The 13416-nt window shown below is 69.1% G+C and carries 11 protein-coding genes; 6 read left to right on the top strand and 5 right to left on the bottom strand.

Annotated elements, in window-relative coordinates:
* Positions 1 to 2: 2 nt before the first annotated feature.
* Both BMW26_RS10040 and BMW26_RS10035 read right to left on the bottom strand, forming a co-directional pair.
* Positions 3 to 1028 (bottom strand): App1 family protein, encoded by a 1026-nt coding sequence (locus BMW26_RS10040; protein ID WP_056278907.1) that lies wholly within the window; start codon positions 1026 to 1028, stop codon positions 3 to 5.
* Positions 1029 to 1032: 4 nt separating this feature from the next.
* Positions 1033 to 1704: a DedA family protein gene (locus tag BMW26_RS10035; protein ID WP_053096558.1), complete on the bottom strand. Its 672-nt coding sequence runs from the start codon at positions 1702 to 1704 to the stop codon at positions 1033 to 1035.
* A gap of 41 nt (positions 1705 to 1745) precedes the next feature.
* Here BMW26_RS10035 and BMW26_RS10030 point away from each other — a divergent pair, with 41 nt between their 5' ends.
* From BMW26_RS10030 to BMW26_RS10020, 3 genes are all read left to right on the top strand, one after another.
* Positions 1746 to 3071, top strand: a complete 1326-nt coding sequence (locus BMW26_RS10030) for an anthranilate synthase component I family protein (protein ID WP_072591404.1) — start codon at positions 1746 to 1748, stop codon at positions 3069 to 3071.
* 33 nt (positions 3072 to 3104) lie between these two features.
* Positions 3105 to 5681: a leucine--tRNA ligase gene (gene leuS / locus BMW26_RS10025; RefSeq protein ID WP_053099152.1), complete on the top strand. Its 2577-nt coding sequence runs from the start codon at positions 3105 to 3107 to the stop codon at positions 5679 to 5681.
* Positions 5682 to 5788: 107 nt separating this feature from the next.
* Positions 5789 to 6394, top strand: coding sequence for a ComEA family DNA-binding protein (locus tag BMW26_RS10020; protein ID WP_072591403.1), 606 nt, complete (start codon positions 5789 to 5791; stop codon positions 6392 to 6394).
* Positions 6395 to 6444: 50 nt separating this feature from the next.
* Here the strand turns inward: BMW26_RS10020 and BMW26_RS10015 are convergent, their stop codons facing one another.
* Positions 6445 to 7719: an FAD-dependent oxidoreductase gene (locus BMW26_RS10015; RefSeq protein WP_072591402.1), complete on the bottom strand. Its 1275-nt coding sequence runs from the start codon at positions 7717 to 7719 to the stop codon at positions 6445 to 6447.
* Positions 7720 to 8178: 459 nt separating this feature from the next.
* On the opposite strand from BMW26_RS10015, the gene BMW26_RS10010 reads away from it, so the two are divergent.
* Together BMW26_RS10010 and holA are read left to right on the top strand one after the other, a co-directional pair.
* A complete protein-coding gene (locus tag BMW26_RS10010; RefSeq protein WP_332257615.1) occupies positions 8179 to 9699 on the top strand; it encodes a ComEC/Rec2 family competence protein in 1521 nt (506 codons plus the stop codon).
* Between the two features lie 40 nt (positions 9700 to 9739).
* Entirely contained in the window at positions 9740 to 10777 is a 1038-nt protein-coding gene (holA, locus tag BMW26_RS10005; protein WP_053096547.1) for a DNA polymerase III subunit delta, read from the top strand.
* Between the two features lie 127 nt (positions 10778 to 10904).
* Here the strand turns inward: holA and rpsT are convergent, their stop codons facing one another.
* Positions 10905 to 11165 (bottom strand): 30S ribosomal protein S20, encoded by a 261-nt coding sequence (rpsT, locus tag BMW26_RS10000; RefSeq protein WP_053096545.1) that lies wholly within the window; start codon positions 11163 to 11165, stop codon positions 10905 to 10907.
* A 236-nt stretch (positions 11166 to 11401) separates the two neighbouring features.
* Between rpsT and BMW26_RS09995 the strand changes: the two genes are divergently transcribed.
* Positions 11402 to 12667, top strand: a complete 1266-nt coding sequence (locus BMW26_RS09995) for an MFS transporter (RefSeq protein WP_072591400.1) — start codon at positions 11402 to 11404, stop codon at positions 12665 to 12667.
* Here the strand turns inward: BMW26_RS09995 and BMW26_RS09990 are convergent.
* The gene (locus BMW26_RS09990; RefSeq protein ID WP_072591399.1) at positions 12618 to 13385 is read right to left on the bottom strand and encodes an alpha/beta fold hydrolase; all 768 of its coding nucleotides are present in this window, start codon (positions 13383 to 13385) and stop codon (positions 12618 to 12620) included. The genes BMW26_RS09995 and BMW26_RS09990 overlap by 50 nt on opposite strands.
* Positions 13386 to 13416: the final 31 nt, after the last annotated feature.

The raw sequence follows: 13416 nt of genomic DNA, 5'->3' as shown, positions 1-13416 counted from the left end.
CCTCAGCGGAGGATGCCGGCTTTGCCGAGCAGGTCACGGAGCCCCGCGCCGTCCTCGGCACTGACCCAGGGGGCGACGTCGTCGGAGTGCGGCTCGTGGCCCGCGCGACCACCGGCGAGCACGGCCTCGGCCGGGAGCAGCCGACGGATGGCGACGCCGGCGACGGAGTCGGGGTGCTCATCCATGAACTCGGAGTAGATCGCCTCGTCGTGCTGGCCGTCGTCGCCGATCAGCAGCCATTTCACGTGCGGGAACTCCGTGGCCAGGCGACGCAGGTTGGTGAGCTTGTGCTCGCGTCCGCTGCGGAACCATCGGTCATGCGTGGGGCCCCAGTCGGTGAGGAGCATGGAGCCTGCGGGGAACAGGTGGCGCCCGAGGAACCGGCGGAGAGTCGGGGCGACGTTCCAGGCTCCGGTCGAGAGGTAGACCATGGGAGCACCGGGATATTCGCGGAGCACCTGATCGAGCAGCACGGCCATGCCCGGCACGGGGATGCGCGCGTGCTCGTCGACGACGAAAGAGTTCCAGGCGGCGATGAAAGGTCGGGGGAGGGCGGTGACCATCACGGTGTCGTCGACGTCGGAGACGACCCCGAAATGGGTCGACTCGGCCACGATGAACGCGGTCGTCTCGACCGGGTCCTGACCCTCGACGGAGAACGTGAAGGTCTGCCATCCTGGCTCGAGCTCGGCGTGCACGACCGAGTCGATCACACCGCCCCGGTCGGCGACGACATAGTGCACCGAGTCGCCGATCTGCACGGCGACCTTCGCGAAGCTCACGGGGATGCCCACGAAGCTCCGCCAGCCGCGGACGCTGGCCGGCTCGCCGTCCTTCGTGCTCCGTGCGGGAGGGACGATGAGAACGCGACCGACGACACGCACCCAGCCGGGCCCGCCGTAACCGGGGAACGGGAGGATGGTCGCGGTGCGGCCGCGACGGCGCGCTCGCCCCTCGCGCCACACGTGGAGGCGGTGTTCGAGGCGCGCGAACCAGTGGATCCGGGGCGCCGGAGGTGACGAAGCCATTGCTTCAGTCTTTCACGTCGGTCGAGTCCTTCGCGTCGGAGATGTCGAGATGGCGCGCCTCGAGGCGCGAGATCACCTTCTTGCCCACGAACACGGCGACGAGGAAGAGGGCGATGATGCCGACGAAGATGTATCCCGCGTAGTGCACCCGGTCGGCGAGCTCATCGAAGCTGCCGGCGGCGAGCGAGGTGATGCTCACGTAGGCCGTCGCCCAGAGCAGGCAGGCTGGCGCCGTCCACGCGAGGAATCGGCGGTAGGAGTAATGGCTCATCCCCACGGTCAGCGGCACGAGGGAGTGCAGCACCGGCAGGAACCGCGAGAGGAAGATGGCGATGCCGCCGCGGCGGGCGAGGTAACGCTCCGCCCGCACCCAGTTCTCCTCGCCGACGCGTCGGCCGACCCAGGAGGCACGGATGTGCGGGCCGATCCACCGCCCGAGCCAGAAGCCGATGCTCTCGCCGATCAGCGCGCCGACGACGACCGAGACGACCATCGCTACGGCCTGAGGGAGGCTGGTGATGCCGATGGAGGCGACGAGCACGACAGTGTCACCGGGGAATACGAGCCCGATCAAGACGCTCGTCTCCAACATCACGGCGAGCCCCGCGACGAGCGTGCGAGTGATCGGGTCGATGGACCGCATGAAGTCGATCAGCCACGGCACCAAGTCGTCCACCCCTTGAGAATACGGGAGTGCACGCCGCCTAGGCTGAGAACGTGCCCGAACCTCTGAGCGCCCGCGTCCTGCCCGATCGGGTGACGCCTGACGCGCTCTTCCTCGCCCTCGAACGGTCGTGCGCCGACCTGTTCTGGCTCGACGCCGGGGCGGATGCGACGGAGGGATGGAGCTTCGTCGGGACGGGCGATCCGGCGTCGTTCCCCGGTGAAGTGCGGATGGATGCCCGCACGGCTGCCGCGCATCCCGGTCCTCCGCTGCGGGGTGGGTGGGTCGGCTGGTACGACTACGAGACCGGCGCCCGAGCAGCGGGAGCACCCGTATGGGAAGCCGCTGACGAGCCCGGCGACGCCTGGTTGCGGGTCTCCCGGCTGGCGGCGTTCGATCATGCGACCGGCACCGTATGGGTTGCCGCAGCCGATGCCGATCTCGACGAGTGGAGCGCCGTCGTCGCTCGCGTCACCCCCTCCGCCGTGCAGCGCGGGGAGACGGTGTTCAGTGCGGCCTCGTCCGTACGCAGCGAGGCGCGACACACTCCGACGGAGTACGCAGGACTCATCGAGCGCTGCCGCGAGCTCATCAGAGCGGGGATCGCCTACCAGCTCTGTCTCACCACCCGGTTCACCGTGCCGGGGGAGCACGACGGAGTCGCGGTGTACCGACGCCTCCGTGCCGCAACTCCCGCTCACCATGGCGGCTTCATCCGGATCGGCGGCCGCTCCTTGCTCAGTGCGAGCCCCGAGCAGTTCCTCCATGCTGACGGCGGCATCATCCGCACGCGGCCGATCAAGGGGACGCGGCCCCGCGGCGCAGACGCCGCGCACGATGCCGAGCTCGCCGCCGAGCTCGCGGCGGACCCGAAAGAACGGGCTGAGAACGTCATGATCGTCGATCTGATGCGCAACGATCTGTCGAGGGTGTGCCGACCCGGGTCGATCAGGGTCGAGGCGCTGTGGGCCGTGGAGACGTATCCGGCGGTGCACCAGCTCGTCAGTACCGTCAGCGGCACGGCGGCCGCGGGCACGACGGCGAGCGAACTTCTCGCAGCGACCTTCCCGGCGGGCAGCATGACAGGCGCGCCGAAGCTCTCGGCGATGACGCGCCTGCATGAGCTGGAGGGAGGGCCTCGCGGTATCTACGCCGGGTGCTTCGGTTACATCGGCGATGAGGGGTCGCTCGACCTCGCGATGGTCATCCGCAGCATCGTGATCGACGGTGCGGGCGCTGTGGTCGGCGCAGGCGGGGGGATCACCTGGCGATCGGTCGCCGCCTCGGAGGTCGCCGAGGTCGCGACGAAGGCTCGGGCGCCGCTCGCTGCGCTGGGAGTGGAAATGCCCGCGGCCTGGGCTTCCGATATCCTGAACTGATCCCCTTTTCTCTTCAGATTGGTCGTGCGTTCGTTGTCTGAGAACCTGTCCACCTCTCCCGTCGCCGAGGAGACCTCCTCGGCGCACGCTATCCAGGCCAAGTGGCAGAAGTACTGGGCGGAGAACGAGACGTTCCTCACCGGCGGCGACGATGACAAGCGGCCCCGCCGCTACGTGCTGGCGATGTTCCCCTACCCCTCCGGCGACCTGCACATGGGGCACGCGGAGAACTACCTGTATTCGGACATCGTGGCCCGGTTCTGGCGCCACCGCGGGCACAACGTGCTCAACCCGATCGGCTGGGACTCCTTCGGGCTGCCTGCGGAGAACGCGGCGATCCGTCAGGGAGCGGATCCCCGCGAGTGGACGTACCAGAACATCGCTCAGCAGAAGCAGGCGTTCCAGAACTACGGCGTCTCGTTCGACTGGTCGCGAGTGCTGCACACCTCCGACCCCGAGTACTACCGCTGGAACCAGTGGCTGTTCCTGAAGCTGCACGAGCGAGGTCTGGCGTACCGCAAGAAGAGCGCGGTCAACTGGTGCCCGAACGACCAGACCGTGCTCGCGAACGAGCAGGTCGTCGACGGCCGTTGCGATCGCTGCGGTGCCGAGGTCGTGAAGAAGAAGCTGACTCAGTGGTACTTCAAGATCACGGACTACGCCGACCGGCTGCTCGATGATCTGAACCAGCTCGAGGGCTTCTGGCCGCACAAGGTGCTGCAGATGCAGCGCAACTGGATCGGACGCTCGATCGGCGCCGACGTCGACTTCCGCATCGAGGGGCGCGACGAGCCCGTCACCGTGTTCTCGACGCGTCCTGACACGCTGCACGGAGCGACGTTCTTCGTCGTGGCCCCCGACTCCGACCTGGCTTCGGAGCTCGCAGCGGATGCTCCGGCCGACGTGCGTGAGCGTTTCCAGAAGTACCTGGCCGATGTGCAGAAGACCACCGACGTCGACCGACAGGCCACCGATCGCCCGAAGACCGGGGTCTTCCTCGAGCGGTACGCGATCAACCCGGTCAACGGCGAGAAGCTGCCGGTCTGGGCGGCGGACTACGTGCTGGCCGATTACGGTCACGGAGCGGTCATGGCCGTGCCGGCGCACGACCAGCGAGACCTGGACTTCGCCCGCGCCTTCGACCTGCCCGTAAAGGTCGTCGTCGACACGACGGCGCCCGTCACCGGTGCGATGCCGGTCATCGAGGTCGATGAAGAGGGCGTGCCGATCGACACCGGCGCGGCGCTCGACGAGCAGAACCCCGCCTCCACCGGCATCGCTCTGACGGGAGAGGGCCGGATGATCAACTCCGGACCGCTCAACGGTCTGTCCAAGCGCAATGCGATCGCCCGTGCGATCGAGCAGCTCGAGGCGTCCGGCACCGGGCGCGCCGCCAAGAACTACCGTCTGCGCGACTGGCTGATCTCGCGTCAGCGCTTCTGGGGCACGCCGATCCCGATGCTGCACGCGGAGGACGGCCGGATCATCCCCGTGCCCGAGGAGCAGCTGCCGGTGAAGCTGCCCAGCGTCGAGGGTCTCGACCTCAAGCCCAAGGGATCGTCGCCGCTCGGCGCCGCTGAGAGCTGGGTCCGCACGGTGGATGCCGCCAGCGGTGACCCCGTGCTGCGCGATCCGGACACGATGGACACGTTCGTCGACAGCTCGTGGTACTTCCTGCGATTCCTGTCGCCGAACAGCGACACGGTCGCGTTCGACCCGGCTCAGGCCGCCCGCTGGTCGCCGGTCGACTCCTACATCGGCGGCGTCGAGCACGCCATCCTGCACCTGCTGTACGCGCGATTCATCACCAAGGTGCTGTTCGACATGGGGCTGATCGACTTCACCGAGCCCTTCTCGAACCTCATCAACCAGGGCATGGTCCTGCTCGACGGCGCCAAGATGTCGAAGAGCAAGGGCAACCTGGTGCTCTTCGAGGAGGAGCTCGACGCCTACGGCGCCGATGCGCTGCGCGTGGGTCTCGCGTTCGCCGGACCAGTTGAAGACGACAAGGACTGGGCCGACGTCTCGACGACCGGTGCGCAGAAGTTCCTGGCCCGCGCGTTGCGCATCGCCCACGAGGTGTCCTCTCCTGTCGACGTCGTGTTCGCGGGCGGAGATGCGGCGCTGCGTCGAGCCACGCACAAGCTGCTGGCAGATGCTCCTGGGCTCGTCGAGCAGACGAAGTTCAACGTCCTGGTCGCGCGTCTGATGGAGCTGGTCAACGTCACCCGCAAGACGATCGACGGTGCCGCAGGCGCCGCTGATCCGGCGGTGCGTGAGGCGGCCGAGACCGTCGCCGTGATGCTCGATCTGATCGCCCCGCACACCGCAGAGGAGATGTGGGAGATCCTCGGACACGAGCCGTCCGTCGGGCTCGTCACCTGGCGCTCCGCCGACCCGGCGCTGCTCGTCGAGGACACAGTGACCGCCGTCGTGCAGGTGGGCGGCAAGGTCCGTGCTCAGCTCGAGGTGCCCGCGCGCATCGGCGAGGCCGAGCTCGAATCGCTCGCCCGTGCCGACGAGCGGGTCATTCGCTCGATCGGCGACCGCGAGATCGTCAAGGTCGTCGTGCGCGCCCCGAAGATCGTCAGCATCGTCGTGAAGGGCTGACCGACCGCGTAGCCAGCCGCTCTGCACATCCGGCCGCCCACGGGGGTTCTCCCCGACGGGCGGCCGGATGCATGAGAGGCGTCCGTTCGCTGGCATAGCGTTGCGGAATGCCCGAATCCGCCGCTTCCTCACCGGCGCCGCGCAGGTTGCGGCTGGGGGTCGGCGCCGCCGTCGTGCTGGCGCTCGTCGTGCTGTCCGCGGCCGTCGGACTCGGGCTGATGCGGGGGCAGGCCGTGCCGACCGAATCGGTGCCGTTGGCCACCGAGGCCGCCGAGAGCGGCGGATCGACGGGAGAGCTCTACGTGCACGTGCTGGGCGCGGTCGAGCATCCGGGACTCTATGTCCTCGATCTCGACTCCCGGCTGGTCGATGCGGTGGCGGCGGCCGGCGGGACCACCGACGATGCCGACCTGACCGCGGTCAATCTCGCCCGCGTGCTCTCGGACGGCGAACAGATCAGCGTGCCGGTCGTGGGTGCCGCAGCCGCGGAGGGGCCGCCGGGAGCAGGCGCGCCCGCGGACGATCTGGTGGATCTCAACACCGCAGATCAGGCGGCGCTCGAGACTCTGCCGCGCATCGGCCCCGCCCTGGCCGAGCGGATCATCGCCTGGCGTGACGAGAACGGTCGGTTCACCTCGGTCGATGACCTGCTGTCGGTCCCCGGCATCGGAGAGAAGCTGCTCGCCGGCATCCGCGACGGTGTGCGGGTGTGATGCGCGGTCTGCGGGCGCTGTCTCTCTCTCTCGCCTGAGTCCGAGCGTCGTCAGCTGTGCAGCGACGTGTCGCTTCTCGACGCCCCCGAGTCGGTCAGGACGGCACGTGCGGCACGCTCGCCGGAAGCGAGGGCGCCTTGGATCGACGCGGTGTCTCTGTGATCCCCGGCTGCATACAGCCGCTCGGCGTAGCGCGGCGATCGCGGTGGGCCGAGCGGTGCCGGTTGGGCAGGCAACGCGTCCACGATGTCGTCGCGCCGGATCAGCTGCCACGCGCTGATGTCCGTACCCCAGACCTCTTCGAGGTGGCGGCGCACGTCGAACTCGTCGGCGGGTGCGCCGCCACGCGGCAGCAGGCAGGTCGCGGCGATGAGGTGACGTCCGGCCGGCGCATACGAGGGCACGGTGTGCGTCATCACGACGGTGTTCACGACGGGGCCTCCACCTCGGCCGTCGACGGTGAGCAGTGCGGATCCGCTGGGAGGTTCAGTGGCGGCGAACCACCACGTCTGCAGACCTCTCGTGACCGGACGGGCGAGACCGGTGAGGTCGCTGACGGCATCGGCGCCGACTGCGACCACCGCCCGAGCCGCTCGCACGGAGTCGCCGTCGCTCAGCCCCACCGTGATCTCCTCTCCTCCTGCTGAGATGCCTCCCGCGCGCGCGCCGAGACGGATGTCAGTACCCGCCGCGCGCGCGTGCGCGGCGAGCTGCTCGGGGACAGCGGCGATCCCCTGTGCGGGAAGCCCGGGTCGGCCGAGCGCGAAGTAGCGTACGAGCAGTCGCGCGAAGGCGTTCGACGTCTCGCCGCCTCTCTCCGCCAGAACCCCGGCGAGAAACGGCTCGAGTACAGCGGTGCGAAGCGGGCCACGAAGCCCCGCGGCATCCCATCCCTCGCGCATGGTGGCATCGTTCCGAGCCAGATGCGAGAGCGGACGCACCAGTGCCGGCGAGGCCCAGCGTGCCAGCGCAACGGCATCCCGACCGCTCACCAGGCCGCTGCGCAGAGACGTGACGATCGACAGCGGATGCCGCAGCGGATGCCGCAGCTCGGCCACCCCGTCCGTCGTGCGCACCCGCACGCCCACGGGAAAGCTCCCGAGCGCGAGTGCGTCGAGATCGACGCTGCGCCGAAGCGCCGGGTAGGCCGGGTTGAGGACCTGGAACCCGCGGTCCAGCCGGAAGCCGTCGATGATGTCGGTGCGCTGGCGTCCGCCGACCGCATCCGCGGCCTCGAGGACGACGACGTCGAGTCCGTGCGCGGAGAGCAGTCCCGCGCAGCGGAGCCCTGCGAGTCCGGCGCCGATCACGATCACGTCATGCATTCGCGATGACCTCTGCTCGGCGCGCCAGAAAGTTCCGCACCAGAGTCAGGTGACTGGGCTGGTGCTCTGCGATGTCGCGTACGTCGACCATTCCCCGAGTATGCCTGAGTCGCTCGGTGTGATGGACGGTGTCGGCTGTCGGAACGGCCCGCGGTCGGTGAATGGAAGTGCCCGCGGTCCTCACTCAGAGATCATCGCTTCGCATTCGGCGCTCCTGCACGCCGCGTCGGCATCGATGTGTTGTCCACCGACCGGGGGCGGGTGCGCTGCGAGGTGGTCGCACGCCCCTACGTTGTCCTGATGCACCGGCTGCCGATGAGATGCGACCCGCGGGTTCGACCGCGCGATGACGCGCGGGTATGAGCCGGGATCTGCGTCTGCTGCCGATCGCAGGCGGAGTGTGGGTGGTCGCCCTGGTCTGCGTGTTCGTGCCTCCAGCTGCGCAGTGGTGCCTTCTCGGTGGCGTGCTGGGGGCGGCGGCGTCGCTGTTGTGGATGCTGCTGCGGTCGTCCGCCGCGGCGTCCATGGCCGGGGTGCGTGGTCAGGGCGGCGGTCATGGCGGGTGTCGCGATGCTGTCACTGCTTCTCGGGCGGCCGAGCGCGGGTGCGGGGATGCTGGCGCTCAGCGCGAGCGGCATCCTGATCGCCGACCCGTGGCTGGCCTCGACTGCGGGATTCGCGCTCTCGGTCTCCGCATCGGGTGCACTGATCCTGCTCTCGCCGTCGCTCACCCGCGGACTCGCGCGATTCATGCCGCAACCTCTCGCTCTCGCGATCGCCGTGCCGACGTCCGCACAGCTCGTGTGCGGCCCCGTCATCGCCCTCTTCGCAGAGCAGCAGTCTCTCGTGGGGCTCGTGGCGAACCTGCTGGCTGCGCCCGCGGCGCCGATCGCCACTGTCATCGGCCTCCTCGCGTGTCTCGCCGCTCCGGTGGGCGTTCTCGCCGACCTTCTGGCGGCGTCGGCATGGTTGCCCGCCGCGTGGATCGCGCAAACGGCCAGCATCACGGCCAGGCTGCCGTTCGCTCAGATCGCCATGGTGCCCGGCATCGCCAGCGCCGTGCTGGTCAGCGTCGTGAGCGCGGCGATCGGGGTGATTCTCGCCGATGGGTACCGCGCGGTGCCGGTCGTCAGGGGTGTCGCAGCCGCCGTGCTGGCAGTCGCGCTCGGACTGGGCGGTGCGCATGTGGTGCTCAACGGTCCGCTGGCGAGCGCGACCACTCCCGACGAATGGTCGGTCGCCGCCTGCGATGTGGGCCAGGGAGACGCACTCGTCGTGCGCTCGAAGGGGGCGATCGCCCTGATCGATACCGGGCCGGAACCGGAGCCGCTCGCCTCGTGTCTGCGCGAACTGGGTGTCGAACGCGTGGATCTGCTCGTGCTCACGCACTTCGATCTGGATCACATCGGCGGGGTCGAGGCTGTTCAGGGGAGAGTCGGCGCGGTGCTGCACGGGCCACCGGGGGAGAGCGGTGACGAGCGGATGCTGCAGCACCTCGCCGACGGCGGTGCGACGGTCGGTCAGGCGGCAGCGGGCATGCGGGGTGACCTGGGCGCGGCGTCCTGGCAGGTGCTGTGGCCGCAACGTGGGTCGGAGGCGTTCCCGCCGGGCAACGACCAGAGCGTGGTTCTGGAGATAGGTGGCGGCGGCGTACCCCGCTCGCTCTTCCTGGGCGACCTGTCGGGGGAGGCGCAGCGGATGCTGGAACGCACCGCGCATCTCCGAGGCGGCTACGCGGTGGTCAAAGTCGCCCATCACGGCAGCGCCGACCAGGACTTCCCGCTCTATCAGGACCTGCACCCGAGTGTCGCGCTGTTCAGCGCAGGCGTCGACAACGACTACGGGCATCCGCGAGCGGAGACTCTGGCATCGCTCGAAGCTGCCGGTGCGCGAGTGCTGCGGACCGACCAGCAGGGCCGTCTCCTCGTGGGCCTCGCGGGGGACGAGCTTCAGCTGTGGGCCGAGAAGCAGCCACCCTGACGGCGGGGTCGACGTCTGTGGCCCCCGGTAGTCTGGAGGCATGGCTGCTTCTCGTACTCCTTCGCGCGGTGGGACCAAGGCAGCCAAGGTCCCGCAGGTGTCGTGGCGCGATCCGCGTCCGGCGCCGGTGGTGCTCGTGTTCGGCCCGGAGGAGGTCTGCGCAGAGCGCGCGATCGCCGGAGTCCGCGACTACCTCCGCACCGAAGACCCCGCGCTCGAGGTGACCGATGTCCGCGCTGATGACTACGCGCCCGGGACTCTCCTCGCGCTGACCTCGCCGTCGTTGTTCGGGGAACCCCGGCTGGTGCGCGTGTCGGGGGTGGAGAAGTGCTCGGATGCCTTCTTGCAAGAGGCTGTGTCCTACCTCGACCACCCGCAGGAGGGTGCGACAGTGATCCTGCGCCACACCGGGGCCAGCGTCCGCGGCAAGAAGCTGCTCGATGCGGTGCGCGCCGGGACGGGCGACGGCATCGAGATCCCGTGCCCTGCGATCAAGCGCGACGGCGACCGCGTCGACTTCGCTGCCGGCGAGTTCTCTGCGGCGAAGAAGCGGATCGCCCCGCCTGCGTTGCGCGCTCTGGTCTCGGCCTTCGCCGATGACCTCACCGAGCTCGCGGCGGCATGCCAGCAGCTGATCGGCGACGTCGAGGGCGATGTCACCGAAGAAGTCGTCACCAAGTACTACGGCGGGCGGGTCGAAGTCTCTGCCTTCGTCGTCGCTGACACGGCGATCGCCGGACGCTATGGCGAGGCTCTCGTGGCCCTGCGCCATGCCCTCGCCTCCGGCGCCGACCCCGTGCCGATGGTCGCGGCGTTCGCCATGAAGCTGCGCACCATGGCGCGCGTCGCCGGAAACCGCGAGCCGAGCCGTCAGCTCGCGCAGCGACTGGGAATGAAGGACTGGCAGGTCGACCGTGCGCGACGCGACCTCGCCGGATGGAACGAGCGTTCGCTGGGAATGGCCATCCAGGCGACGGCGCGCGCCGATGCCGAAGTCAAGGGTGCCGCCCGCGACCCGATCTTCGCTCTCGAGCGGATGCTCACCGTCATCGCCACCCGCCAGCCGTTCGGCGAGTGAGCGCGGTCTGACGCGCGGCAGCTGCCTCGTCCGTCGAGATCGCTGGCACACACGGTTCCGAGCACGCGAAAGAGCCCGCCCCGCGAACGGGACGGGCTCTTGTCACACCGTCAGGCGTGGAATCGGCTCAGAGAGCGGAGACCTGCTTGGCGATGGAGGACTTGCGGTTCGCAGCCTGGTTCTGGTGGATGACACCCTTGCTGACGGCCTTGTCGAGCTTGCGGGAGGCAGCCTTCAGAGCAGCCTCGGCTGCAGCCTTGTCACCGGAGACGACAGCGGCGCGGGTCGCGCGGATGTGCGTCTTCAGCTCGCTCTTCACGGCCTTGTTGCGCTCGTGAGCCTTGTCGTTGGTCTTGTTGCGCTTGATCTGCGACTTGATGTTTGCCACGTGTGGACGCTTTCTGTACGGAGTTGTTAGGAAATGCCGGCAGAAGAAGAGGGCTTCCACTCGGCGGTCGTGAGGGAAGAACCCACACGCAAGCCAAGAACCAACTCTACCAGCATCCGGGCGGTTCACCCTAAACGAGCGAGGTGTCCTCGTCACTGATGCGGTGTCGGTGCGTGTGGGTGCACAATCATCAATATCCCGACACTCGCGTCGCGACCCCGACGTCAAGGAGCGACATGAGCCCCGCCCTCCCATCCGGATCGCCGGTGTCCGCTCTGCGGAGAGTCGGACCGCCATGGATGACCGTCTTCACCCTCGCCTGGCTGGCGATCTGGACGGTGCAGCTCACTCCGGTCCAGTTGCTCCTCCCCTTGCAGTTGAACACGTCTGAGAAGGACTGGATACCCGGCGTCATCTCGTCCGGGCTGGTGCTCGGCATCGGCGGTCTCGCAGGGATCGTCGCGGGCCCGCTGGCCGGGGCGCTGTCGGATCGCGCGGCCGTCGGACGGCGGCGTCGGCGACCATGGGCGATCGGTGGCGTGCTCGTCACCGCGCTGTTCCTCGTGGTGACCGGTTTCAGTGAGGGGCCCTGGGCCGTGGGAGGAGCCTGGGTCGGTGTGTCGATCGGCGTCGCGGTGTCGTCGGCCGCCTTCACCGCACTGATAGCGGACCAGCTTCCTCCGACGCAGCGTGGCGCCGCATCCGCCGCCGTGGGCTCCAGTCAGGCGGTGGGCATCGTGCTCGGCGTCGGGCTCGTGGTGCTCCTCGGGCTCGGCATCCGTGAGGGGTACCTGCTGCTCGCCGGGATCATCGCGACGGTGGGAATCGGTGCAGCGCTGCTTCTGCCCGATCCGCCCGCGGCCGTCGACGCGACTCCGGTGACGCGTGATCGTCATCTGCTGGCATCGCTGCGCGATCGGGATTTCGCCTGGATGCTGTCGGGCCGGCTCGTGACCAACATCGGCAACGCGCTCGGCACCGCACTGTTCCTCTTCTTCCTGCTCCATGGTCTGCACCAGGAGACGACGGTGGCGCAGGACAACCTGCTGCTCCTGATCGTGGTCTACACGCTGTTCGTGGTGCTCGCATCGGTGTTCACCGGTGTGTTCTCCGATCGCACGGGCAACCGGCGTTCCCTCACGATCCTGGCGACCCTGGTGCAGGCGGCCTCCGGCGTCGTGATCGCCGTCGTGCCGACCTTCGAGGCGACGATGGTCGCCGCCGCGCTCATGGGGCTCGGCTACGGCGCGTTCTCGACCGTCGGGCTCGCCTTCGCCGCCGACCTGCTGCCCGGCGAGAGGGACCACGCCCGTGACCTCGGCATCGTCTACGTCACGGCGGCACTCGGCCAGCTGATCGGCCCGGTGCTCGGGGCGGGGCTCGTCGCGCTCGTCGGGGGATTCTGGCTGGTGTTCGCAGCAGCCGCCGTGCTGTCGCTCGTGGGCGGTGCGCTCACGGCTCTGGCGAGGCAGCCGGCGCGGGAGCCGCTGCCTCACCCGTAGCCTCGGATTCGATGGTCGCGACGGCCAACCGCAGGACGGCGTTGAAGATCTGCGGACGCATCGCCGTGACGAGGTGCGTGGTGCGCGGCACGACGATGAGCTCTGCGTGAGGCGCGAGCCGTCGGAAGAGGGCCTCGTTGACTCGCAGCTGATCCCACTGTCCGTTCACGAACCACAGCGGCACGCGGATGCGGGCGACCGCTGTCGCGAGATCGAGCGTGGCGAGATTTCGCAGTGCCGTGTCCTGGGTGTCCAGCGCATAGCCGCCGGCGGCGAAATCGGAGCGCGTCTCTTCGGGGATCGTCGCTTCGAGGATGCGCTTCGTGATCCACATCCCGCGATCGGGCAGCCGATCGACGGCGCGCGCGATCGCGCGATACGCCGCGAGACCGGCGCCTCGGGGGAGCGACGTGCACGACGCGGCGACGAGCCCCGCGACCCTCGGTGCCTCCGCTCCGCCGACGTAGGCGAGTGTCAGCAGGCCGCCCATCGAGTGCCCGACGAGCAGCACGGGACCTCGCGTCGCTGCGTCGCGCACCGCGACGTCGATGGTGTGGAGCGCCTCGTGCAGGGTGAAGTCCTCCTCCATCCGGGTGCCATGCCCGGGAAGGTCGACAGCGACGGCCCCGATGCCCTGCTCCTCGAGGAAGGCGAGTTGCGACCGCCACATCGTCGCGGACGTACGGATGCCGTGCACGAAGACGATCTGGACACTCACGCGTTCAGCATAGAGAAAAGCGGGGCCGGTG

The sequence above is a fragment of the Microbacterium sp. 1.5R genome (assembly GCF_001889265.1).
GTDB lineage: Bacteria > Actinomycetota > Actinomycetes > Actinomycetales > Microbacteriaceae > Microbacterium.
The sequence above is the reverse complement of the archived record's forward strand: the minus strand, read 5'-3'. Positions and strand labels throughout refer to the sequence as shown.

What these genes read in the sequence shown, in the direction of transcription:
- BMW26_RS10040 (WP_056278907.1), bottom strand. Translation starts at nt 1,028, where the DNA reads ATGGCTTCGTCACCTCCGGCGCCCCGGATCCACTGGTTCGCGCGCCTC.
- BMW26_RS10020 (WP_072591403.1), top strand. Translation starts at nt 5,789, where the DNA reads ATGCCCGAATCCGCCGCTTCCTCACCGGCGCCGCGCAGGTTGCGGCTG.
- BMW26_RS10015 (WP_072591402.1), bottom strand. Translation starts at nt 7,719, where the DNA reads ATGCATGACGTGATCGTGATCGGCGCCGGACTCGCAGGGCTCCGCTGC.
- holA (WP_053096547.1), top strand. Translation starts at nt 9,740, where the DNA reads ATGGCTGCTTCTCGTACTCCTTCGCGCGGTGGGACCAAGGCAGCCAAG.
- BMW26_RS09995 (WP_072591400.1), top strand. Translation starts at nt 11,402, where the DNA reads ATGAGCCCCGCCCTCCCATCCGGATCGCCGGTGTCCGCTCTGCGGAGA.